Here is a 24,392-nt window from a genome sequence, read left to right on the forward strand (position 1 = left end):
AATTATTCCTTCACAACCGGCGTAGTATTCGTTACCGCAACGTCGGTCGCAGGCGAAAGCTGATTTTCCAGGCGTTTAATTTTACGTTCAGCACGAGCAAGAGAAACGCGAACACGCAGCCAGAAAAGGCCACAAATCAACCAACCAATAGCAAAACCAGCGGCAAACAATACAGCCAGTAAGGTTGAGATGCGAAACTCACCCTGTGCCAACAAATAATTAAACGTCACTATTTGGTCGTTTTGCGCACCCAATGTTACCGAAATCACAAAAATCGCTAACACCAGTAAGAAAATGAGTAAATATTTCACATTACTTCCCGTTATGTGGTTAGAGCGAATAAATTATGTTCAATTTAACGCAATTAGCCTTCTAAATTACCATTTTCAGGGCGTCTGCGAAATGGAAAACAATCAGTCTGGTTACTGATTTATAGGCTTAATGCGGAAAATCAACCACTGTTAGCTTTCTTCTTCCCGCTGAGCAATCTCATACTTCTCTTCCGGCGGTGGTGTTAATGGTCCACAAAGTCGCTGCGCAAGCCATGTTGCCAACGTCACCAGTAGCCAGGAAATCAATGTCGCGACGACCAGATCACGCGGCCAATGCATACCTAACAGTAGACGGCTCCCCATGACAGCCGTTGCCCAAACCAGCAAAATTGCGATTGTTAGTGTCCTTCTGCGTGGCCATAACAACCCAATTGCTAACAGTGCCCAGCTGGCCGCAAACATGGTATGCCCGGATGGAAACGCAAAGCCAGTTTCTTTTTGCCAGTGTTGACGTAAAAAAACAGGTATATGAAGTTGATCAGTGAGTTGTTTTTTGACCAACTCTCCTCTTTCCTTCCGCTTTAAAGTGTAGAACTCATCGACCGGGATATGATGCGTTTTTTCCAACCAGAGTACAAAGGGACGTGGCTCTTGCACACTATCTTTGATCAAGGATTTTACCCCTTGCCCGATCAAAATAGCCCCCGCCAGAATCACAAACAGCATCACCGCCGCTTTTAAACGAAAACGAAGACACCAGAGAAACCAGCCACAAAGTAGAGTATGGGTGATAATCCCCCAGGGTTGCGTCACCGTTTCTGTCACCCAAAAAAGGACTTTCAGCCAGCGACTCTCTTCTTCCGGTTGCCAATGCCAGCCAGAAATCCACGCGGCCAGCGGCATAACTAATAATAGCGCAGCCCCAACTGTTGTACGCTTTGCAATAGAAAGCATGAAAACTCCTTTTGTCGGTAAGTTGCCCAATCATAACTGAAATTTCTGCTGGCCGGGAAAATTGACAGATTTGTGCCATTCTAGAATTGTTTTGTTGGCGGCAATTAGGAGAAGTCCTTAACATTATGGCAAAATAACAAAATTGAATAGCCAACAGGCGAAGACACCAGCTTTATCTGGAGATTTACATGCAGCTTAAACGAGTGGCAGAGGCCAAACTGCCTACCCCATGGGGCGATTTCCTGATGGTGGGATTTGAAGAACTGGCAACCGGACATGACCACGTCGCTTTGGTTTTTGGCGATATTTCAGGCCAGACGCCTGTACTGGCTCGCGTTCACTCTGAATGTCTGACCGGTGATGCATTATTCAGCTTGCGCTGTGATTGCGGTTTTCAACTGGAAGCTGCGCTAACGCATATTGCTGAAGAAGGACGCGGTATATTGCTTTATCACCGTCAGGAAGGTCGAAATATTGGTTTATTGAATAAGATTCGTGCCTATGCGTTGCAAGATCAGGGGTACGATACTGTCGAAGCTAATCATCAGTTAGGTTTCGCAGCAGACGAGCGCGATTTTACCCTCTGTGCTGATATGTTTAAGCTCCTTGGGGTCGATGCTGTTCGTCTCCTCACCAATAATCCCAAGAAAGTCGAAATTCTCACCGAAGCAGGGATTAATATCGTTGAGCGCGTTCCGTTAATTGTCGGACGGAATCCCAAAAACGCACATTATCTTGATACCAAAGCCGCAAAAATGGGACATCTGTTAGGTAAAACAGAATAACGCCCTGAATGTAGAGCTATTAATGCCCGCTGGTTATGTACCTGCGGGCATTTTTATTAATTAACTCAATATATTACGTATCACATAGTGCAATATGCCATCGTTCTGGTAATAGGTAAGTTCCGTGCCTGTGTCGATTCGGCAGCGGCAAGGGATTACGTCTTGTTTGCCATCAGCTCGTGTCAATTTCACCTCAATTGTCGCACCTGGCTGTAAATTTTGCAGGTCGGCAATGTCTATCATCTCTTCACCGGTCAACCCCAGGGTTTTGCGTGTCACACCTTGTGGAAACTCCAGTGGCAATATCCCCATACCGATCAAGTTAGAGCGATGAATGCGCTCAAAAGACTCCGCAATCACCACACGTATCCCCAGTAAACGAGGCCCTTTCGCCGCCCAGTCACGACTGGAGCCGGAGCCATACTCTTTACCCGCTATCACCGCCAGTGGCGTTTTTTCCTGCTGGTAGAGCATTGCCGCATCGTAAATAGGCATCACATTAGTTCCTGGTATATGACGCGTCATTCCCCCCTCCACGCCCGGCACCATTTCATTGCGAATACGAATATTGGCAAACGTTCCGCGCATCATCACTTCGTGATTACCACGTCGTGAACCATAGGAGTTGAAATCTTTACGCTCTACACCACGGCTTTGCAAATAACGTCCTGCTGGACTATCAGGTTTGATACTTCCCGCCGGAGAAATATGGTCAGTTGTTACAGAATCTCCCAGCATTGCCAGAATCCGTGCACCGTGAATATCCTGCACTGGCGCGGGAGTTGCCTCCATTTCGTCGAAGAACGGTGACAGACGAATGTAAGTGGAGTCAGGTTGCCATTCATAAGTTGCTGAACGTTCAACCTGGATAGCTTTCCAGTCCGGCGTGCCTTCAAACACTTCAGCGTACTCTTTACGGAACATCTCAGAAGAAACCAGCGCGACAGCCCTGGCAATCTCTTGTGCTGAAGGCCAGATATCTTTCAGATAAACCGGATCGCCTTTGCGGTCATGCCCCAGCGGATCTTTCGCCAGGTTAATGTTCATATTTCCCGCCAGCGCATAAGCGACCACCAGAGGTGGTGAAGCCAACCAGTTGGTTTTAACCAGGGGGTGAATACGGCCTTCAAAGTTACGGTTACCGGAAAGCACCGCCCCCACAGTAAGATCGCCTTTTTTGATGGCACTTTCGATAGGTTCAGGCAATGGGCCAGAGTTACCAATACAAGTAGTACAACCGTAGCCCACCAGATTAAAGCCTAATTCGTCCAGATACGGCGTCAGCTTAGCTTTTGCCAGATAATCAGAGACAACTTTTGAGCCCGGTGCCAGGGAGGCTTTAACCCATGGCTGTCGCTTCAAACCAAGAGTGACGGCCTTTTTCGCCAGTAATCCTGCAGCCATCAGAACGCTGGGGTTGGAGGTATTAGTACAGGAAGTTATCGCCGAGATCACCACGGCGCCATCAGGTAACTGATAATGGTGACCATTCATCACATAATCGACTGGCTGACGATCTTTTTGTGCTGTATTCAACTCAAGTTCGCTACTGGCTGCAAAGGCTTTTGGTACATCGGCCAACGCAACTCGATCCTGAGGACGTTTGGGTCCGGCAAGACTAGCTTCGACATCATTCATATCCAGTTCTAATGTACTGGTAAATACCGGCTCATCCCCGGTATTACGCCACATTCCCTGTGCTTTGGCATATGCTTCGACCAGTTGAACTTGATCTTCACTGCGACCACTTAAGCGCATATATTCCAGCGTGACGCCATCAATAGGGAAAAAACCACATGTTGCACCATATTCTGGTGACATGTTGGCAATAGTTGCGCGATCTGCCAGCGGTAACGAATCCAGTCCATCACCATAAAATTCAACAAATTTACCCACAACACCATGCTTACGCAGCATTTGAGTGACCGTCAATACAAGGTCGGTTGCAGTTATTCCTTCACGTAATTTTCCGCTGAGTTTAAATCCCACCACATCGGGGATGAGCATTGAAACAGGTTGCCCTAACATCGCTGCTTCTGCTTCGATTCCTCCCACGCCCCATCCCAGTACACCAAGTCCATTAATCATGGTGGTATGGGAGTCGGTGCCTACCAGCGTGTCAGGATAGGCCACCCATTCTTTATCCTGTAATTCACTCCATACCGCTTTACCCAGGTATTCCAGATTCACCTGATGGCAAATACCTGTTCCCGGCGGCACAACGCTAAAGCGACTAAAGGCCTGTTGTCCCCACTTCAGAAAAACGTAACGCTCATGGTTGCGCTCCATTTCCAGGCGCACGTTTTCTTCAAATGCTTCATCATCACCAAAGTGGTCAACAGTTACAGAGTGGTCAATAACCAGATCAACAGGTGACAGTGGATTTACTTTTGCAGTATCACCACCTAAGCGTTTTACAGCTTCGCGCATGGCGGCCAGGTCTACCACCGCCGGAACACCTGTAAAATCTTGCATCAGAACTCGTGCCGGACGATACGCAATCTCACGGTCAGCATGGGCATTTTTCAACCATCCGGCCAATGCCTGGATATCTTCTTCTGTGACAGAATCGCCATCCTGCCAACGTAGCAGGTTTTCCAGCAGTACTTTGAGAGACTTGGGTAGACGGGAAATATCACCCACTGATTTTGCGGCCAGGGGCAGACTGTAGTAGTGGTAAGTTTTATCATTCGTCTGCAATGTATCCTTACAGGCTTCTCGTAGGGTTGACGACATAGCTCCTCCTTAATAACAGGGTTGCGATGCCCTGATTCTCCTCAGGGTAGTATTAAAGATAACACAAACTAAATGTAACGTTTTGATAACAACTCAAAAGGTTAAAAGAGGGAGAAACTGTCAGGAGTAAGCCCGATGGTTGATACACCATCGGGCGGCAGTATTTTGGAAGAATTAGCGAGAGACGTACCAGATTAATTCAGCCCAGAAAAGGAATGACAGCGAAAACGCTCCGATCCATGACCAGTACTTCATATTTGTCGTATTCATCGGCGACACCATGACATTTTTTAGGACCAGTATTGAGATATTCTCAACGTGTATTGCTGTGGTGTATGAGTAAAATCAGAAAACTGATGATATATACCCGCCATGCTTCAAGTTGTATGTGTTGTGGCTGTGAGTTATTCAGTCCATCCATGGGCTTCCTCTCTTACAGAGCCACTGCAAACAACGTTCGAATTCACTCATGCGACCCCTGATTCATTTACGGAAATCAAGCTCCTGCGAACTCACTCGCTTGCCACCCGAATTATTTAGGGTATATCAGAACGACTTTATTATTGTTTTGGCAATTCATCTTCGTCGCACATTTCAATAAATGCACGCTGTTGTGGTGTTAACTCCCAGCTTTCGGGAATACAGGTAACCATGCCGTTCGGTATGTACTCTGAGGAGTCACATGTTTTAACTAATGGAGTTATCTGCTGTTGTTCCTGAGTAACCATCAATTATCCCCACACTTTCCAGACCAACAGAGCAACAACAACCCAGAACAGCGCAGAACCGAGGAATACGGCAAGCCATGCTTTGCGTTTAAGTTCAGGATCCCTGCGTGGTTGCTGGTTTCCGGATGGCATTACTGACCTCTCCAAATCGACATTACTTATCATTTCCGCACCAATTAATCGGTACAATTAATCATCCAATGAGACAAATCCTAAATAAACTTTAGTCAAAAATCCAGTCAATTTACGAATCGTTTCCAGTGAATAAATCAATCTTTTGAGCGGAATTAAATAAATGAGTGCCAAAATTTGCGAGAGGAGTATTTAACCACTATTTTGAGTCCAAAATTACCTTGTTAAATTCATGGTTTTATTTTTTTGCGATAAGAGTCATGAAAAAGGAAAATATTCGGTATCTTTAAAAAAAAGATACCGAATAAAAATGGTAATGATTATTTTTCCGGTAATTTGATGTCTTTAAACATTGCTTCAATTTCTTCATTAGAACGCAATGCTACGGCAGCATCAACAACATCACGTGTTAAATGTGGCGCAAAACGCTGAATAAAATCATACATATAGCTACGTAAAAAAGTACTACGACGGAAACCGATTTTGGTAGTGCTGTGACTGAATATATCGTGAGCATCAACACGCACCAGGTCTGGATCGGCAACATCATCCACTGCCATACTGGCGATCACCCCGACACCCAGTCCTAAACGAACATAAGTTTTAATAACATCTGCATCAGTGGCGGTAAAAACAATGCGCGGCGTTAACCCGGCACGATTGAAAGCGGTATCCAGCTCCGAACGACCGGTGAAGCCAAAGGTATAGGTTACCAGCGGGTATTGCGCCAGTTCTTCAATGGTTACGGAGCCTTTTGTGGCTAACGGGTGTTCTGGTGTCACCACAATCGAGCGATTCCAGTGATAACAAGGCAGCATAACCAAATCTTCATACAAGTGAAGAGCTTCCGTAGCAATAGCAAAATCTGCATTCCCTTTTGAAACCGCTTCAGCAATCTGCGTGGGCGAGCCCTGGTGCATATGCAAAGAAACGCGCGGATAGCGCTCGATAAAGCCCTTAATCACACCAGGCAATGCATATCGTGCCTGTGTGTGAGTGGTGGCTATATATAGCGAACCTTTATCAGGCCAGGTGTGTTCACCTGCCACAGATTTAATGGCATCAACTTTCGACAGAACTTCACGAGCAATGCGGATAATTTCCTGCCCTGCAGGAGTGACCTGGGTAAGATGTTTACCGCTGCGGGCAAAAATCTGAATACCCAACTCATCTTCCAGCATTCTTACTTGTTTACTGATACCTGGTTGCGACGTGTAAAGCCCTTCAGCGGTTGAGGAGACATTAAGGTTGTGATTAACCACCTCAACTATGTAGCGAAGTTGCTGTAATTTCATGTTAAACCATCCAATTAGTGCCGGCGCTTCATCGTTTTTTAGCCGTCTCGCAGGAGACACTAATACGATTTAATAATAAGAAAAGTGATAACTATAACCACTATATCATTTATATCTTTGCTGTATAGATAGTATTAAAAAATAGTGAAATTACACGAAAAAGGGTCGCATCCGCGACCCTTTTGGAGGAGTTGACTACCGTGGGTAATTATTTCTTACCTTCGACCCACTTACCATCAATGTAGAATGCGGACCATCCAGTAGCTTTACCCTCTTTTTCCGAAGAGACATATTGCTGCTTCGTTTTGCGGCTAAAGCGGACCATCGATTTATTACCAGCTGGGTCCTGCTGCGGTGCATCCGCCAGATAGCGCAGTTTTTCTGGCAGACGGTCGCGGAAGCGATAAAGTTCTTCCACCAGCGGCGCACGTGTTTCACGCGATTTCGGGAAGGTGTTAGCCGCAAGGAAGACGCCAGCAGCACCGTCACGCAGCACGAAATAAGCATCCGATTTTTCACACGGCAGCTCTGGCAGTGGAACTGGATCTTCTTTCGGCGGCGCAACTTCACCATTACGTAAAATCTTACGCGTGTTTTTACACTCTTCGTTAGTGCAGGCCATGTACTTACCGAAACGCCCCATTTTCAGGTGCATTTCAGAACCACATTTTTCACACTCAACGATCGGGCCGTCATAACCTTTAATGCGGAATTCGCCCTCTTCGATTTCGTAACCGTCGCAGGTTGGGTTATTACCACAGACATGCAATTTACGTTTCGGATCGATGAGATAGCTGTCCATCGCCGTGCCACATTTCGGGCAACGACGTTTGGCGCGCAAAGCGTTGGTTTCTGCGTCTTCGCCTTCCAGCACGTTAAGAACTTCGTTTTCCGGTACCAGGTTAATGGTTGTTTTGCAACGCTCTTTCGGTGGCAGCGCATAGCCGGAACAGCCCAGGAATACCCCCGTGCTGGCGGTACGAATCCCCATTTTGCGACCACAGGTCGGGCAGTCGATGCTGGTCAGAACCATCTGATTTGGGCGCATACCACCCTCTTCCGGATCTTTTTCAGCTTTATCAAGCTGCTGAGTGAAATCCGAGAAGAAGTGATCCAGTACAGCTTTCCACTCTGCTTCGTGATTTGCCACCTGGTCGAGGCTGTTTTCCATCTGCGCAGTAAAGTCGTAATTCATCAATTCGCGAAAATTCTCTTCCAGGCGATCGGTGACGATTTCGCCCATTTTTTCCGCATAGAAACGACGGTTTTCTACACGCACATAGCCACGATCCTGAATGGTCGAAATGATCGACGCATAGGTAGACGGACGACCGATACCGCGTTTTTCCAGCTCTTTAACCAGCGATGCTTCACTGAAACGGGCTGGCGGCTTGGTAAAGTGCTGGGCTGGTGTCAGTTCAACGAGCGTCAGAGCATCGCCTTTATCGACTGCCGGTAAGATACGATCTTCATCGCCTTTACGCAGCGCAGGCATCACTTTCGTCCAGCCATCAAAGCGCAAAATACGACCGCGTGCTTTCAGGCGGAAATCGCCCGCACCAACGGTCAGCGTCGTGGAGTCATATTTCGCTGGGGTCATCTGGCAGGCAACGAACTGACGCCAGATTAACTGGTACAGTTTCTGCGCATCTGCTTCCATATCCTTCAGCGATTCCGCCATCACATTGACGTCAGAAGGACGAATCGCTTCGTGCGCTTCCTGTGAGTTTTCTTTGCTGGAGTACTGATTCGGACTTTCCGGCAGATATTTCTTACCAAAATTATCGCTGATATAACCGCGAACCATATTTACTGCGTCCTGACTCAGGTTGGTGGAGTCGGTACGCATGTAAGTGATATAGCCTGCTTCATACAAACGCTGCGCCATCATCATGGTTTTTTTCACGCCAAAACCAAGACGGGTGCTGGCAGCTTGTTGCAGCGTAGAGGTAATAAAAGGAGCGCCAGGTTTACTGGTTGTCGGTTTGTCTTCACGTTCCAGCACGCTGTAGCGCGCTTTTTCCAGCAGACTTACCGCAGCCTGAGTTTGTTCTTTGTTGACCGGGCGGAACGGTTTGTCGTTCTGATGAGTAACCTGTAATGCCAGTGCATCGCCAGAAGGCGTCGTGGTATTAGCGTCTACTTCCCAGAATTCTTCCGGGACGAAGGCTTTAATTTCACGCTCACGCTCCACCACCAGACGAACAGCAACGGACTGTACCCTTCCCGCAGAGAGACCGCGGGCGATCTTTTTCCACAGCAGTGGAGAGACCATATATCCCACCACGCGGTCCATAAAGCGACGCGCCTGCTGGGCATTTACACGATCAATATTTAACTCTCCAGGCTTTTCAAAGGCCTGACGAATCGCGTTTTTCGTGATTTCATTAAAGACAACGCGACTATAGCGCGCATCATCACCACCAATTACTTCCCGCAGGTGCCAGGCAATGGCTTCCCCTTCGCGGTCAAGGTCGGTTGCGAGATAGATGTGATCGGCTTTTTCAGCCAATTGTTTGAGTTCAGAGACAACTTTCTCTTTACCAGGCAGCACTTCATAGTGCGCCTCCCAGTTGTGCCATGGATCAACCCCCATACGGTTGACCAGAGCGCCACGTTCATCCTTTTTAGGCTTTTTAGCCGTTTTGGCGGAGGTAGAGTCGGCGCTCTTTTTAGCGGTTGAGCCACTGGTCGGCAAATCACGGATATGACCAACACTGGATTTCACCACATAGTCATTACCCAGATACTTGTTGATCGTTTTGGCTTTTGCCGGGGACTCAACGATGACGAGAGCTTTACCCATATTCACCTTTACCTAATTTGATTCTTCCAGGAATGCGTCGCACGTTGATTCACCTTCCGCTGGCGACGAAACGTCGATATGGTTTCGCAACTGGCGGATATCAACCCCTTATACTGACTTTGTGCTCTATAGAGTCAGGTGACTGAGTTAACAGGTCGGGTTTTCAAGCGCTATAGCACGACGGAAATTCGGTCGAATGTCAAGCAAATCTGTTACCAGTTTGCCGAAAGCGTCACACTGTACCTGATAAAATCCGTTACGCAACTGTATTAGCATTCAAAAGCAAATCTTGCCAGTGTTTAGGCCCTGGGGTTAATACCGGAATATTTGCCCATCTCATCTCCCGAGCGTAGACTAATGTCCTTGTTTAAGGAGTAAATAATGCGCAAAGATACTCAACCCATCGATCGTGAAACACTGCTCAAGGAAGCCAATAAAATCATCCGTGAGCATGAGGATACACTGGCCGGAATTGAAGCTACTGATGTAACTGAACGCAATGGTGTTTTGGTTTTCAGTGGCGATTACTTTTTAGACGAGCAAGGATTACCTACTGCTAAAAGTACCGCCGTATTTAATATGTTTAAACATCTCGCGCACGTACTGTCTGAAAAATATCACCTTGTTGATTAAAGCAAAACGCGAGGCCTGAACCTCGCGTTTGTTTTTACATCAATGGTTTTTGCCCACGCTGCCACCAGCGTAGCAACAGACGGTCCGCACTTTCAGCTGCGCTTCCGGTGAATCTGTCCAGCAGCTTTTTGCGCTGCATATAACGAACATTGACCACTTCACGACCATTCATCAGGCCAAGAATTACGTCATCACTGGTATTAATTTCATCCACCAGACCTTTTTCCAGCGCCTGTTGACCATACCAGTGTTCACCTGTTGCCACCTGATCAATATCCAGAGACGGACGCATACGCTTCACAAAATCTTTAAAGAGCAGATGCGTTTCGTTCAGCTCTTCGCGGAATTTCTCGCGCCCTTCTTCGGTATTTTCACCCAGCAGCGTCAATGTGCGTTTATATTGCCCCGCAGTGTGAAGCTCAATATCAATATCTTTGCTTTTCAGGAAGCGATTAAAGTTAGGCAATTGCGCCACCACGCCAATGGAGCCAACAATAGCAAACGGTGCAGAGACAATTTTATCTGCCACGCAGGCCATCATATAACCACCGCTGGCGGCTACTTTATCAACAGTGACAGTCAAAGGAATATTGTGATCTCGCAACCGCTGTAACTGTGACGCTGCCAAACCATAACCGTGTACCACGCCGCCAGGGCTTTCCAGGCGAACCACCACTTGATCCTGCGGTTTATATACTGCCAGTACAGCCGTAATTTCTTCCCGTAAAGCGGTGACTTCATGGGCATCCATACTGCCTTTAAAGTCCAGAACCCATACTCGTGGTTTATCTGAACTAAGCGTCTCACCTTGTTTGGCTTTCGCTTTTGCCAGTTTGGCCTCTTGTTTATGTTTTTTCTTCTGCGCTTTGTGCCAGATTTTCTGTTGATGTGCATCCATCAACGCCGTAGCCAGCTCTTCCTTCATCTCCTCATATTGTTCGCTCAACCGGGTAATACGCAGCTCTCCACGCTGACGTTTATTCTTTTGCGCAACATTGACAATAATGGCGGCTATCGCGGCGATAGCCAGCACAACTGTCACGATTTTCGCTAAAAAAAGCCCATATTCAGACAACAATTCCACAAGTCCCACCTTGGTTTATCAACGCAATTTTCGCTCAGTTTACAACAGGTCTTTTTCATCGTCTCGCAGGGAATCTTCTCAAATCAAATAATGCCAAAATATTCATATTTCGCCTTATCTCCGTCCGCTGATTGAAAAAATAGAGGGTTTCAGGCATAACACCACAAAGTCGTAACAAAAAGCCAACTGGCAAAACGATCCGCTGGACCGTTAGGGAGTCGTTATGCATTACCAACCCAAACAAGATTTATTGCACGATCGTATTATTCTGGTCACCGGAGCAAGTGACGGTATTGGTCGTGAAGCAGCGCTAACATACGCGCGCTATGGTGCAACGGTTATTTTACTGGGAAGAAACGAAGATAAATTACGCCAGGTGGCAAAAGCCATAACCGAAGAAACAGATCGCAAGACCCAATGGTATATCCTCGACTTACTTACCTGTTCATCTGAGGATTGTTATCATCTGGCCACCCAAATTTCTGCAAATTATCCACGACTGGACGGCGTGCTGCATAATGCCGGATTGCTCGGCGATGTTTGCCCAATGAGCGAGCAAAACCCGCAGGTCTGGCAGGACGTCATGCAGGTCAACGTTAATGCCACCTTTATGCTCACCCAGGCACTGCTTCCTTTGTTACTCAAATCGGACGCCGGTTCACTGGTCTTTACTTCATCAAGCGTTGGACGTCAGGGGCGTGCAAACTGGGGCGCTTATGCAGCGTCGAAATTTGCCACCGAAGGGATGATGCAGGTACTGGCCGATGAATATCAGCAGCGCCTGCGCGTCAACTGCATTAACCCAGGTGGTACGCGCACCGCAATGCGCGCAAGCGCCTTCCCGACCGAAGATCCACAGAAACTTAAAACACCCGCTGATATCATGCCGCTCTACCTCTGGCTGATGGGCGATGACAGCCGCCGTAAAACCGGCATGACCTTTGACGCCCAACCGGGCCGTAAACCAGGAATATCCCAATGAGTGATGAACGCTACCAACAGCGTCAGCAGCGTGTAAAAGATAAAGTGGATGCCCGTGTGGCCCAGGCCCAGGATGAACGCGGTATTATCATCGTCTTTACCGGCAATGGAAAAGGCAAAACCACCGCAGCATTTGGTACGGCAACACGCGCAGTTGGTCACGGAAAAAAAGTGGGCGTCGTGCAGTTTATTAAAGGCACCTGGCCTAATGGCGAACGAAATCTGCTGGAACCACACGGCGTTGAGTTTCAAGTGATGGCAACGGGCTTTACCTGGGATACGCAAAACCGCGAATCTGATACCGCGGCCTGCCGTGAAGTCTGGCAACATGCCAAACGAATGCTGGCAGATGCTTCACTGGATATGGTTTTGCTCGATGAGCTGACGTATATGGTGGCGTATGACTATTTACCACTGGATGAAGTGGTGCAGGCGTTAAATGAACGTCCACATCAACAGACGGTGATTATCACGGGTCGTGGTTGTCATCGGGATATTCTTGAACTGGCGGATACGGTAAGTGAATTACGCCCCGTGAAACATGCGTTTGATGCCGGTGTAAAAGCGCAGATAGGGATCGATTATTAATCTGTAAAAATGCCGGATATGACGTCCGGCATACTTTGATTAACCGTTATTACGTCCACCAGAACGACGACCGCCGCTCACCTGACTGTGACGTTTCACCGCACGACGAATTTGATTCGCCTTCATACGACGACGGTCTTTTTCTACAGCGACTTTAGAGCTGGTTTCTGGCGGTAGTTCCACCAGCTCACGCAGATAGTTAGTCTGGGCAAGATCCAGCTCAGTCCAGCCACCGCGTGGCAGACCTTTCGGCAGTGGGATATCACCGTAACGCACGCGGATCAGACGGCTCACCTGCACACCAACAGCTTCCCAAAGACGACGAACTTCACGGTTACGGCCTTCGGTCAGAGTAACGTTGTACCACTGGTTGATCCCTTCGCCGCCGCTGAACTTAATGGTTTTAAAGGCTGCCGGACCATCTTCCAGCTGCACGCCACGACTCAAATCACGCAGTTTCGCGTCGTCAACCTGACCAAATACACGCACGGCATATTCACGTTCAACTTCACGGCTTGGATGCATTAAACGGTTTGCCAGTTCACCGTCGGTGGTGAACAGCAGCAGACCACAGGTGTTAACGTCCAGACGACCTACGGCAATCCAGCGTGCGCCACGCAGCTTTGGCAGACGGTCAAATACCGTTGGACGCCCTTCCGGATCGTTACGGGTACACAACTCACCTTCAGGTTTGTAATAGGCCAGAACGCGACAAATTTGTTCTGCGGACTCACGCACCGAAATCAGGTGACCATCGATACGGATTTTCAGTCCAGGGGTAATTTCAACGCGATCGCCGAGTTTAGCAATTTTGCCATCAACACTCACACGACCGGCTTCAATAATAGATTCGATTTCACGGCGAGAACCGTGGCCGGCACGCGCCAGCACTTTCTGTAGCTTTTCGCTCATAGAGCTTCCTTTTGGTGTCGCCTTCCCAGGCGTCTGATATGCTTTTGTGCAACAATGAGTCAGAACTTACATCTGACTCACTGATAGTAAAGTCTGTTTGAACTCTTCAGGCCTTAAGTAAACGACTCGACGTTTTAACTGGCCTGGCTTTGAGGCGCAACATACTACACTATCTTTATGGTTAAAGCTTGTTTCGATTAACATAAGCTTTATTACCAGCCACCACCGCCTCCGCCACCCGCACCGCCGCCAGCACCACCACCGGAATAACTTCGCCCCAACAAACTGGTATTGGCCCCCAGACTCAGGTGCATCTGTAATGAGAACAAAACGCCACTACGGGCAATTTCCGGGGCGCGAACAGCCGCTGTGAGTGATGGGGTGATACGTGCTGCCCATTCTCTACCAAGGTTTGCCGAGACCGCCCAACCTAACAAAGCGTAATCCAGTTTCCGTGTTTCCCCTTTCCTCCGCCGCCCACTGTGTGTTGCTGCCTCTTTACGCGCAAGATAGTTAACGATAGCTTCACCGTGGGCATAACGTTGCTGCCCAGTTTGGGTAAACTTTGGCAGAAAAATATACCCCATGCCAGTGAGATAACCGGTCAGGAAAACAGCGCTAAAATAACCCGCTGGCATATACCAGTAAAAGAATACATCTCCGACATTGATGTAGAGAGAGTAAAAAGCCACACCTGAACAAATCAGTGGTAAAAACAAAGTGATGATTACACGATTAACGCAAGGCTTGTCATCATCGCGTGCAAACAAAAAATCAAGGGAACAAAATAAGAAAGGAAGAAGCCAGCAGATCATAATAAACATATCGCCTACCAGACTCATTCCTGCCCAGCCTACGGGACTCAGGTTACCGTAGAGAATGACCGCCAATATTGCCATTCCGCCCCATTGCAAAAACGCATCAGGTCGGTAAAACGAAGACTTTTTACGCGGCAGATAAAATTTCTGCATCCGTAAAAATGCACTGCGTAAGACTCTGTTACGCCCCCCCGTAAGAACGACCTTGTCACCTTTACGAAATAACGTTTCCAGTAATAACTGCTCTGCGGGCAGTAATACCGCATTATTTCTGGTCGCACCTTCATTAACACAGATCAGGGTTTGCTGATTTTTGTCATACTGATCTTCCAGATGAATTTTTCCTTTCACAATCAGATTTACAATATCGGCACAAAAACCTTTATCGTCGTAAACCAGCTTCGCATCGAGACGTAACATTCCGGGCGTGTAATCTGGCGGAATGACATCGGTTTCAATCACATCTACCGGCGTAAATTGCGGCCTGCGCTTCCAGAGATATAACCATCCACACGCCAGGAACAGACACGGAAACCAAATTAACAACGATGACGTAGAGGGTAAAAGAAGATGGCTGAAAATATTCGTCGTTTGTGGTGCCGGGGCATTACCAAGTAAAGCGTGAGGCCAGCGGTAGAGGACCGTGAAATCTTCACGATAAAACGGATCGCGGGATTCAATTCTTCCGTCCTCAAGGATGCGGCCATTTCGATATGTGTCGCCCTCTTCTCCGGTAAAGAGATCGATTTCGCTAAATGGATTACCCGCAATATTAGAGAACTGGAGAGAAAATCGGGTCTTATAAATTTCAAACGGCCAGTTGTTACCGGTCACGTTCCAGATTAGCAGATCAGAATCCCCCTCACGCAGGAAAGCATTTTTAACCTGATAATGAATTTGATAATGATAGTCGCCTTGAGGCAAGAAACGTTGTTTATCGCCCACGACAATACTCATTAAACCGATATGCCAGTCAAGATGCCAGGGTTCAGGAACGCCGTCACGGGTGACGCCAACAATACGATAGTTCAGCAGTGCCGCGTCCCCATCAGGCTGCATCCAGAGTCGTGGTAAATCACGATAAAATCCGTGCTTAATCTGCTGATTTCGCGCCTGAAAATGAATGTTCTCTTTGATGTCGAGCACCCCATCCAGTTGCAGGGTGGCTTCAACATCAAAGAGCGAGATCCCTTCTTCATAAAAAGGGATCTCCGTGTTTTTCGGATAACTCAACGAAGAGAAAAAAAGCCCAACTATCAACAGCAAAATGCAGCGAAACTTCCCTGCCATAGTCTTCCATCCGTGGAACGCAATTTGTTATAAGAAAGGCTTTACATCACCTACGCCTTCACGCACCACGACCGGCGTATCATCGGTGAGATCAATAACCGTTGTCGGTTTCTGCCCGAGATAGCCGCCGTGAATAATCAAATCCACCTGTTTTTCCAGACGGTCTTTAATTTCTTCCGGATCAGACTCGGTAAATTCGCTGCCAGGTAGCATCAGTGATGTGGAAAGCATCGGTTCGCCCAATGCTTCAAGCAACGCCTGCGCAATCGGGTTAGAAGGCACACGCATACCGATGGTTTTGCGTTTTTCCTGCAACAGACGGCGTGGCACTTCCTTCGTCCCCTTCAGGATGAAAGTGTAGTTACCCGGCGTATTGTTTTTCATCAAACGAAACGCAACGTTATCGACAAATGAATAGGTCGAGAGTTCAGAAAGATCGCGACACATCAGGGTAAAGTTGTGACCGTCCGGCAGCTGGCGAATACGACAAATACGCTCCATGGCGTTTTTATCTTCAATTTTACAGCCCAGCGCATAGCCGGAATCAGTTGGATAAACAATCACCCCGCCTTTACGCACGATCTCCACCGCCTGGTTGATCAGACGTTGCTGCGGGTTATCAGGATGAATATAAAAAAACTGGCTCATAATTCCCTCTCTGTGGTGTTCTGCGGCTGTTCCCATAGCTGCCAGACGCCTTCAACGCCTGCGGGCAGCCAGAGTTTACGACCCAGTTCGATCCACGGGCATGGCTGATGAAAATCAGATCCTTGTGATGCCCATAAATGATGCTGACGCGCAAGTGTCGCCAGCTGGGTGCGTTCATTGGGCGATTGCTGGCACTGCGCGACTTCCATCGCGTCGCCGTGGTGTTCGGCAAAATGCGCAACCAATCTTTTCAGCCATTTAGCACTAAGATTGTACCGCCCAGGATGAGCTAGCACCGCCTTACCGCCAGAATGATGAATGACATCAATAGCTTGTTCTATTGTACACCACTGTGGCGGAACGTATCCGGTTTTCCCGCGTGCCAGATATTTTTTAAAGACATCCGCTATTGAACTGGCTTTGCCACATTCAACCAAGAAACGAGCAAAATGACCGCGCGTCACCGCACCGCCCTGCGCCAGTCGTTGCGCGCCTTCCAGCGCCCCAGGTATTTGCGCTTTTTCAAGTCTTTCGGCAATTAACTTCGCCCGCTGATTGCGCCGTTCTGTCTGCTGCGCGAGGAACTCACACATTAGCGGATGAGTAATATCAATATTCAGCCCGACAATATGAATTTCATGATTTTCCCAGACGGTGGATATTTCCACGCCAGGAATAAGATTCAGTGCCAGTCCTGAACGTGAAATTTCTTCTCTTGCTGGCGCGATTGCCGCTGTGGTGTCATGGTCGGTGATCGCCAGGGTGCCGACGCGCATCTCGACTGCACGGTGCACCAATGCTTCTGGCGTCAGGCAGCCATCGGAAGCTGTGGTATGGCTGTGCAGGTCATAAATCACTGCGTAATTCGTGTCGCTCAAGGCGCACTCCCGTTTTGGATAATGTTTTTGCGCCGACATCATAACGGTTCTGGCAAATATTCTGAAATGAGCTGTTGACAATTAATCATCGAACCAGTTAACTAGTACGCAAGTTCACGTAAAAAGGGTATCGACAATGAAAGCGATTTTCGTACTGAAAGGTTGGTGGCGCACTTCCTGAAACGGGCAGTGTATTCACCATGCGTAAAGCAACCAGATACCCAGCCCGCCTAATGAGCGGGCTTTTTTTTGAACAAAATTAGAGAATAACAATGCAAACACAAAAACTGACTCTCGAACTGTTAACCTGCGAAGGTGCTTATCGCGATAATCCGACCGCACTTTTTCATCAGTTGTGTGGGGATCGTCCGGCAACGCTGCTGCTGGAATCCGCAGATATCGACAGCAAAGATGATTTAAAAAGTCTATTGCTAGTGGACAGTGCGCTGCGCATTACAGCATCAGGTGACACTGTCACTATTCAGGCGCTTTCCGGCAATGGCGAAGCTCTTCTGGCATTACTGGATAACGCCCTGCCTGCGGGTGTGGAAAATGAACAATCACCAAACTGCCGCGTGCTGCGCTTCCCTCCGGTCAGTCCATTGCTGGATGAAGACGCCCGCTTATGCTCTCTTTCAGTTTTTGACGCTTTCCGCTTATTGCAGAATCTGTTGAATGTACCGAAGGAAGAACGGGAAGCGATGTTCTTTGGCGGCCTGTTCTCTTATGACCTTGTGGCGGGGTTTGAAGATTTACCGCAACTGGCAGCGGAAAATAACTGCCCTGATTTCTGTTTTTATCTCGCTGAAACGCTGATGGTTATCGATCATCAGAAAAAAAGTACCCGTATTCAGGCCAGCCTGTTTGGTCAAAATGAAGAAGAAAAACAACGTCTCACTGCTCGCCTGAACGAACTTCGCCAGCAACTGACCGAAACCGCGCCGCCGCTGCCGGTAGTTTCCGTGCCGCATATGCATTGTGAATGTAATCAGAGCGATGAAGAGTTCGGTGGCGTAGTACGTTCGTTGCAAAAAGCGATTCGCGCCGGAGAAATTTTCCAGGTCGTGCCATCTCGCCGTTTCTCACTGCCCTGCCCGTCATCGCTGGCGGCCTATTACGTGCTGAAAAAGAGTAATCCCAGCCCGTACATGTTTTTTATGCAGGATAATGATTTCACCCTGTTCGGCGCGTCGCCGGAAAGTTCGCTCAAGTATGACGCCTCCAGCCGCCAGATTGAGATCTACCCGATTGCCGGAACACGTCCACGCGGTCGTCGTGCCGATGGTTCACTGGACAGAGACCTCGACAGCCGCATTGAACTGGAGATGCGTACCGACCATAAAGAGCTTTCTGAACATCTGATGCTGGTGGATCTCGCCCGTAATGATCTGGCACGCATTTGCACTCCTGGCAGCCGCTACGTAGCCGATCTCACCAAAGTTGACCGTTACTCTTACGTGATGCATCTCGTCTCCCGCGTGGTCGGTGAGCTGCGCCACGATCTTGACGCCCTGCACGCTTACCGCGCCTGTATGAATATGGGCACGTTAAGCGGTGCCCCGAAAGTGCGCGCCATGCAGTTAATTGCCGAAGCGGAAGGTCGTCGACGCGGCAGCTACGGCGGCGCAGTAGGTTATTTCACCGCGCACGGCGATCTCGACACCTGCATTGTCATCCGTTCGGCGCTGGTGGAAAACGGTATCGCCACCGTGCAAGCCGGTGCTGGCGTAGTCCTTGATTCTGTTCCGCAGTCGGAAGCCGACGAAACCCGTAATAAAGCCCGCGCTGTACTGCGCGCTATCGCCACCGCGCATCATGCACAGGAGACTTTCTGATGGCTGACATTCTGCTGCTCGATAATATCGACTCTTTTACTTATAACCTGGCAGATCAGTTGCGCAGCAATGGGCATAACGTGGTGATTTACCGCAACCATATCCCAGCGCAAACATTAATTGAACGTCTGGCGACCATGAGCAATCCGGTGCTGATGCTTTCTCCTGGCCCCGGTGTGCCGAGTGAGGCCGGTTGTATGCCGGAACTCCTCACCCGACTGCGCGGCAAGCTGCCAATTATCGGCATTTGCCTCGGTCATCAGGCGATTGTCGAAGCTTACGGGGGGTATGTCGGTCAGGCGGGCGAAATTCTGCACGGTAAAGCATCCAGCATTGAACACGACGGTCAGGCGATGTTTGCCGGATTAACAAATCCATTGCCGGTAGCGCGTTATCACTCGTTGGTTGGCAGTAACATTCCGGCAGGTTTAACCATCAATGCCCATTTTAACGGCATGGTGATGGCGGTGCGTCATGATGCGGATCGCGTTTGTGGATTCCAGTTCCATCCGGAATCCATTCTCACCACCCAGGGCGCTCGCCTGCTGGAACAAACGCTGGCCTGGGCGCAGCAGAAACTAGAGCCAACCAACACGCTGCAACCGATTCTGGAAAAACTGTATCAGGCACAGACGCTTAGCCAACAAGAAAGCCACCAGCTGTTTTCAGCGGTGGTACGTGGCGAGCTGAAGCCGGAACAACTGGCGGCTGCATTGGTCAGCATGAAAATTCGCGGCGAGCACCCAAACGAAATCGCCGGAGCAGCAACGGCGCTACTGGAAAACGCCGCGCCGTTCCCACGCCCTGATTATCTGTTTGCCGATATCGTCGGCACCGGCGGTGACGGCAGCAACAGTATCAATATTTCTACCGCCAGTGCGTTTGTCGCCGCGGCCTGTGGGCTGAAAGTGGCGAAACACGGTAACCGCAGCGTCTCCAGTAAATCCGGCTCGTCGGATCTGCTGGCGGCATTCGGTATTAATCTTGATATGAACGCTGATAAATCGCGCCAGGCGCTGGATGAGTTAGGCGTCTGTTTCCTCTTTGCGCCGAAATATCACACCGGATTTCGCCATGCGATGCCGGTTCGCCAGCAACTGAAAACCCGCACCCTGTTCAACGTGCTGGGGCCACTGATTAACCCGGCGCATCCGCCGCTGGCGCTAATTGGTGTCTACAGCCCGGAACTGGTGCTGCCAATTGCCGAAACCTTGCGCGTGCTGGGGTATCAACGCGCAGCGGTGGTGCACAGCGGGGGGATGGATGAAGTTTCATTACACGCGCCGACAATCGTTGCCGAACTGCATGACGGCGAAATTAAGAGCTATCAGTTGACCGCTGAAGATTTTGGCCTGACACCCTACCATCAGGAGCAACTGGCAGGCGGAACACCGGAAGAAAACCGTGACATTTTAACACGCTTGTTACAAGGTAAAGGCGACGCCGCCCATGAAGCAGCCGTCGCGGCGAATGTCGCCATGTTAATGCGCCTGCATGGCCATGAAGATCTGCAAGCCAATGCGCAAACCGTTCTTGAGGTACTGCGCAGTGGTTCCGCTTACGACAGAGTCACCGCACTGGCGGCACGAGGGTAAATGATGCAAACCGTTTTAGCGAAAATCGTCGCAGACAAGGCGATTTGGGTAGAAGCCCGCAAACAGCAGCAACCGCTGGCCAGTTTTCAGAATAAGGTTCAGCCGAGCACGCGACATTTTTATGATGCGCTACAGGGTGCACGCACGGCGTTTATTCTGGAGTGCAAGAAAGCGTCGCCGTCAAAAGGCGTGATCCGTGATGATTTCGATCCGGCACGCATTGCCGCCATTTATAAGCATTACGCTTCGGCAATTTCTGTACTGACTGATGAGAAATATTTCCAGGGGAGCTTTGATTTCCTCCCCATTGTCAGCCAAATCGCCCCGCAACCGATTTTATGTAAAGACTTTATTATCGACCCTTACCAGATCTATCTGGCGCGCTATTACCAGGCCGATGCCTGTTTATTAATGCTGTCGGTGCTGGACGACGATCAGTATCGCCAGCTCGCTGCTGTAGCCCACAGTCTGGAGATGGGCGTGCTGACCGAAGTCAGTAATGAAGAGGAGCTGGAGCGCGCCATTGCATTGGGAGCAAAAGTCGTTGGCATTAACAACCGCGATCTGCGTGATTTGTCGATTGATCTTAACCGTACCCGCGAGCTTGCGCCGAAATTGGGGCACAACGTGACGGTGATCAGCGAATCCGGCATTAATACTTACGGCCAGGTGCGTGAGTTAAGCCACTTCGCTAACGGCTTTTTAATTGGTTCGGCGTTGATGGCCCATGACGATTTGAACGCCGCCGTGCGCCAGGTGTTGCTGGGTGAGAATAAAGTATGTGGTCTGACGCGTGGGGAAGATGCTAAAGCAGCTTATGACGCGGGTGCGATTTACGGTGGATTGATATTTGTTACAACGTCACCGCGTTGCGTCAGCATTGAAGAGGCGCAGGAAGTGATGGCTGCAGCACCGTTGCAGTATGTTGGCGTGTTCCGCAATCACGATATTGCCGATCTGGTGGACAAAGCTAAGGTGTTATCGCTGACGGCAGTGCAACTGCATGGTAATGAAGATCAGCTGTATATCGATACGCTGCGTGAGGCTCTGCCAGCAAACGTCGCCATCTGGAAGGCTTTAAGTGTCGGTGAAACTCTTCCCGCGCGCGATTTTCAGCACATCGATAAATATGTATTCGACAATGGTCAGGGCGGGAGCGGACAACGTTTCGACTGGTCACTGTTAAACGGTCAATCGCTTGGCAACGTTCTGCTGGCGGGCGGCTTAGGCGCAGATAACTGCGTGGAAGCGGCACAAACCGGCTGCGCCGGGCTTGATTTTAATTCTGCTGTAGAGTCGCAACCGGGCATCAAAGACGCACGTCTTTTGGCCTCGGTATTCCAGACGCTGCGCGCATATTAAGGAAAGGAACAATGACAACATTACTTAACCCGTATTTTGGTGAGTTTGGCGGCATGTACGTGCCACAAATCCTGATGCCTGCTCTGCGCCAGCTGGAAGAAGCTTTTGTCAGCGCGCAAAAAGATCCTGAATTTCAGGCCCAGTTCAACGACCTGCTGAAAAACTATGCCGGGCGCCCAACCGCGCTGACCAAATGTCAGAACATTACAGCCGGGACGAACACCACGCTGTATCTGAAGCGTGAAGATTTGCTGCACGGCGGCGCGCATAAAACTAACCAGGTGCTGGGCCAGGCTTTACTGGCGAAGCGGATGGGTAAAACTGAAATTATTGCCGAAACCGGTGCAGGTCAGCATGGCGTGGCTTCTGCGCTTGCCAGCGCCCTGCTCGGCCTGAAATGCCGTATTTATATGGGTGCCAAAGACGTTGAACGCCAGTCGCCTAACGTTTTTCGTATGCGTTTGATGGGTGCGGAAGTGATCCCGGTGCATAGCGGTTCCGCGACGCTGAAAGATGCCTGTAATGAGGCGCTACGCGACTGGTCCGGCAGTTATGAAACCGCGCACTATATGCTGGGCACTGCAGCTGGCCCGCATCCTTACCCGACCATTGTGCGTGAGTTTCAGCGGATGATTGGCGAAGAAACGAAAGCGCAGATTCTGGAAAGAGAAGGTCGTCTGCCGGATGCCGTTATTGCCTGTGTTGGCGGCGGTTCGAATGCCATCGGCATGTTTGCAGATTTCATCAACGAAACCGACGTCGGGCTGATCGGCGTGGAGCCTGGTGGTCACGGTATCGAAACTGGCGAGCACGGCGCACCGTTAAAACATGGTCGCGTGGGCATCTATTTCGGTATGAAAGCGCCGATGATGCAAACCGAAGACGGGCAGATTGAAGAATCTTACTCCATCTCCGCGGGGCTGGATTTCCCGTCTGTCGGCCCACAACACGCGTATCTTAACAGCACTGGACGCGCTGATTACGTGTCAATTACCGATGATGAAGCCCTTGAAGCCTTCAAAACGCTCTGCCTGCATGAAGGGATTATCCCGGCGCTGGAATCCTCACATGCGCTGGCTCACGCACTGAAAATGATGCGCGAAAACCCGGAAAAAGAGCAGTTGCTGGTAGTTAACCTTTCCGGTCGCGGCGATAAAGACATCTTCACCGTTCACGATATTTTGAAAGCACGAGGGGAAATCTGATGGAACGCTACGAATCTCTGTTTGCCCAGTTGAAGGAGCGCAAAGAAGGCGCATTCGTTCCTTTCGTCACGCTCGGTGATCCGGGCATTGAGCAGTCGCTGAAAATTATCGATGCGCTAATTGAAGCCGGTGCTGACGCGCTGGAGTTAGGCATCCCCTTCTCCGACCCGCTGGCAGATGGCCCGACGATTCAAAACGCCACACTGCGTGCTTTTGCGGCGGGAGTAACCCCGGCGCAGTGCTTTGAGATGCTGGCACTCATTCGCCAGAAGCACCCGACCATTCCGATCGGCCTTTTGATGTATGCCAATCTGGTGTTTAACAAAGGCATTGATGAGTTTTACGCCCAGTGCGAGAAGGTCGGCGTCGATTCGGTGCTGGTTGCCGATGTGCCCGTGGAAGAGTCTGCGCCCTTCCGCCAGGCCGCGTTGCGCCATAATGTCGCACCTATCTTTATTTGCCCGCCGAATGCCGACGAGGATTTACTGCGCCAGATTGCGTCTTATGGCCGTGGTTACACCTATTTATTGTCGCGTGCGGGCGTGACCGGAGCTGAAAACCGCGCCGCGTTACCTCTCAATCATCTGGTTGCGAAGCTGAAAGAGTACAACGCTGCGCCTCCATTGCAAGGATTTGGTATTTCCGCCCCGGATCAGGTAAAAGCAGCGATTGATGCAGGAGCTGCGGGCGCGATTTCTGGTTCGGCAATTATTAAAATCATCGAGCAACATATTAATGAGCCAGAGAAAATGCTGGCGGCACTGAAAGCTTTTGTACAACCGATGAAAGCAGCGACGCGCAGTTAGTACGAGGCAAACCGCCAGAAAACATCTGGCGGTTTATTGATGGTAAAAA

23 protein-coding genes and 1 other annotated feature are annotated in these 24,392 nt (G+C 49.5%); of the genes, 10 read left to right on the forward strand and 13 right to left on the reverse strand.

Annotated elements, in window-relative coordinates; genetic code table 11:
* Positions 1-2 precede the first annotated feature (2 nt).
* Positions 3-311, reverse strand: a complete 309-nt coding sequence (locus K0335_RS03405; protein ID WP_000876276.1) for a LapA family protein — start codon at positions 309-311, stop codon at positions 3-5.
* Positions 312-461: 150 nt separating this feature from the next.
* A complete protein-coding gene (gene pgpB, locus K0335_RS03410; RefSeq protein WP_000948638.1) occupies positions 462-1,226 on the reverse strand; it encodes a phosphatidylglycerophosphatase B in 765 nt (254 codons plus the stop codon).
* Positions 1,227-1,414: 188 nt separating this feature from the next.
* Here pgpB and ribA point away from each other — a divergent pair, with 188 nt between their 5' ends.
* Positions 1,415-2,011, forward strand: coding sequence for a GTP cyclohydrolase II (gene ribA, locus K0335_RS03415; RefSeq protein WP_001176286.1), 597 nt, complete (start codon positions 1,415-1,417; stop codon positions 2,009-2,011).
* 60 nt (positions 2,012-2,071) lie between these two features.
* Here ribA and acnA read toward each other — a convergent pair whose 3' ends face one another.
* The 6 genes from acnA to topA form a co-directional block, all read right to left on the reverse strand.
* On the reverse strand, positions 2,072-4,747 hold the full coding sequence (gene acnA, locus K0335_RS03420; protein ID WP_219393728.1) for an aconitate hydratase AcnA: 2,676 nt from the start codon (positions 4,745-4,747) through the stop codon (positions 2,072-2,074).
* Positions 4,748-4,921: 174 nt separating this feature from the next.
* Positions 4,922-5,017 (reverse strand): small membrane protein YmiC, encoded by a 96-nt coding sequence (gene ymiC, locus K0335_RS22410; protein ID WP_223663846.1) that lies wholly within the window; start codon positions 5,015-5,017, stop codon positions 4,922-4,924.
* Between the two features lie 290 nt (positions 5,018-5,307).
* Positions 5,308-5,475, reverse strand: a complete 168-nt coding sequence (locus tag K0335_RS03425; protein WP_000258625.1) for a hypothetical protein — start codon at positions 5,473-5,475, stop codon at positions 5,308-5,310.
* Between the two features lie 3 nt (positions 5,476-5,478).
* On the reverse strand, positions 5,479-5,607 hold the full coding sequence (locus tag K0335_RS03430) for a YmiA family putative membrane protein (RefSeq protein WP_001139018.1): 129 nt from the start codon (positions 5,605-5,607) through the stop codon (positions 5,479-5,481).
* A gap of 320 nt (positions 5,608-5,927) precedes the next feature.
* Positions 5,928-6,902: an HTH-type transcriptional regulator CysB gene (cysB, locus tag K0335_RS03435; RefSeq protein WP_000776238.1), complete on the reverse strand. Its 975-nt coding sequence runs from the start codon at positions 6,900-6,902 to the stop codon at positions 5,928-5,930.
* A 208-nt stretch (positions 6,903-7,110) separates the two neighbouring features.
* On the reverse strand, positions 7,111-9,708 hold the full coding sequence (gene topA / locus K0335_RS03440) for a type I DNA topoisomerase (RefSeq protein ID WP_104919812.1): 2,598 nt from the start codon (positions 9,706-9,708) through the stop codon (positions 7,111-7,113).
* Positions 9,709-10,089: 381 nt separating this feature from the next.
* Between topA and K0335_RS03445 the strand changes: the two genes are divergently transcribed.
* Positions 10,090-10,341, forward strand: coding sequence for a YciN family protein (locus K0335_RS03445; RefSeq protein WP_001224304.1), 252 nt, complete (start codon positions 10,090-10,092; stop codon positions 10,339-10,341).
* A 34-nt stretch (positions 10,342-10,375) separates the two neighbouring features.
* Here the strand turns inward: K0335_RS03445 and sohB are convergent, their stop codons facing one another.
* A complete protein-coding gene (gene sohB, locus K0335_RS03450; protein ID WP_000422031.1) occupies positions 10,376-11,425 on the reverse strand; it encodes a protease SohB in 1,050 nt (349 codons plus the stop codon).
* A 223-nt stretch (positions 11,426-11,648) separates the two neighbouring features.
* Here sohB and K0335_RS03455 point away from each other — a divergent pair, with 223 nt between their 5' ends.
* A complete protein-coding gene (locus K0335_RS03455; protein WP_104919813.1) occupies positions 11,649-12,407 on the forward strand; it encodes a YciK family oxidoreductase in 759 nt (252 codons plus the stop codon).
* The gene (gene cobO / locus K0335_RS03460) at positions 12,404-12,994 is read left to right on the forward strand and encodes a cob(I)yrinic acid a,c-diamide adenosyltransferase (protein ID WP_001278875.1); all 591 of its coding nucleotides are present in this window, start codon (positions 12,404-12,406) and stop codon (positions 12,992-12,994) included. The genes K0335_RS03455 and cobO overlap by 4 nt, the downstream gene beginning before the upstream one ends.
* A 39-nt stretch (positions 12,995-13,033) precedes the next feature.
* On the opposite strand, the gene rluB is transcribed toward cobO, so the two are convergent.
* The 4 genes from rluB to rnm all read right to left on the reverse strand — a co-directional run bounded on the left by rluB (position 13,034) and on the right by rnm (position 17,540).
* Positions 13,034-13,906 (reverse strand): 23S rRNA pseudouridine(2605) synthase RluB, encoded by an 873-nt coding sequence (gene rluB / locus K0335_RS03465; RefSeq protein ID WP_001291205.1) that lies wholly within the window; start codon positions 13,904-13,906, stop codon positions 13,034-13,036.
* Between the two features lie 212 nt (positions 13,907-14,118).
* On the reverse strand, positions 14,119-16,014 hold the full coding sequence (locus tag K0335_RS03470) for a DUF2207 domain-containing protein (protein ID WP_104919814.1): 1,896 nt from the start codon (positions 16,012-16,014) through the stop codon (positions 14,119-14,121).
* A gap of 27 nt (positions 16,015-16,041) precedes the next feature.
* Positions 16,042-16,662, reverse strand: coding sequence for an L-threonylcarbamoyladenylate synthase (locus K0335_RS03475; protein WP_001295575.1), 621 nt, complete (start codon positions 16,660-16,662; stop codon positions 16,042-16,044).
* A complete protein-coding gene (gene rnm / locus K0335_RS03480) occupies positions 16,659-17,540 on the reverse strand; it encodes an RNase AM (protein WP_002431520.1) in 882 nt (293 codons plus the stop codon). The genes K0335_RS03475 and rnm overlap by 4 nt, the downstream gene beginning before the upstream one ends.
* Positions 17,541-17,676: 136 nt before the next feature.
* On the opposite strand from rnm, the gene trpL reads away from it, so the two are divergent.
* The 6 genes from trpL to trpA all read left to right on the forward strand — a co-directional run bounded on the left by trpL (position 17,677) and on the right by trpA (position 24,343).
* Positions 17,677-17,721 carry a trp operon leader peptide gene (gene trpL / locus K0335_RS03485; RefSeq protein WP_001700591.1) on the forward strand — a complete coding sequence of 15 codons (45 nt, stop codon included), beginning with the start codon at positions 17,677-17,679 and terminating at the stop codon, positions 17,719-17,721.
* Positions 17,698-17,791, forward strand: a sequence feature (Trp leader region). It overlaps the preceding gene by 24 nt.
* A gap of 21 nt (positions 17,792-17,812) precedes the next feature.
* Positions 17,813-19,375, forward strand: a complete 1,563-nt coding sequence (trpE, locus tag K0335_RS03490) for an anthranilate synthase component I (protein ID WP_219393729.1) — start codon at positions 17,813-17,815, stop codon at positions 19,373-19,375.
* Positions 19,375-20,970, forward strand: coding sequence for a bifunctional anthranilate synthase glutamate amidotransferase component TrpG/anthranilate phosphoribosyltransferase TrpD (gene trpD, locus K0335_RS03495; RefSeq protein WP_000763524.1), 1,596 nt, complete (start codon positions 19,375-19,377; stop codon positions 20,968-20,970). Before trpE ends, trpD begins: the two co-directional genes overlap by 1 nt.
* Positions 20,971-22,332 (forward strand): bifunctional indole-3-glycerol-phosphate synthase TrpC/phosphoribosylanthranilate isomerase TrpF, encoded by a 1,362-nt coding sequence (trpCF, locus tag K0335_RS03500; RefSeq protein WP_176913004.1) that lies wholly within the window; start codon positions 20,971-20,973, stop codon positions 22,330-22,332.
* Between the two features lie 11 nt (positions 22,333-22,343).
* Complete coding sequence (gene trpB / locus K0335_RS03505) at positions 22,344-23,537, forward strand: tryptophan synthase subunit beta (RefSeq protein ID WP_000209513.1); 1,194 nt, start codon at positions 22,344-22,346, stop codon at positions 23,535-23,537.
* Complete coding sequence (gene trpA / locus K0335_RS03510; protein WP_104919816.1) at positions 23,537-24,343, forward strand: tryptophan synthase subunit alpha; 807 nt, start codon at positions 23,537-23,539, stop codon at positions 24,341-24,343. Before trpB ends, trpA begins: the two co-directional genes overlap by 1 nt.
* The last annotated feature ends 49 nt before the right edge of the window (positions 24,344-24,392 follow it).

Source organism: Escherichia sp. GZ89 (genome assembly GCF_019366485.1).
GTDB lineage: Bacteria > Pseudomonadota > Gammaproteobacteria > Enterobacterales > Enterobacteriaceae > Escherichia > Escherichia fergusonii.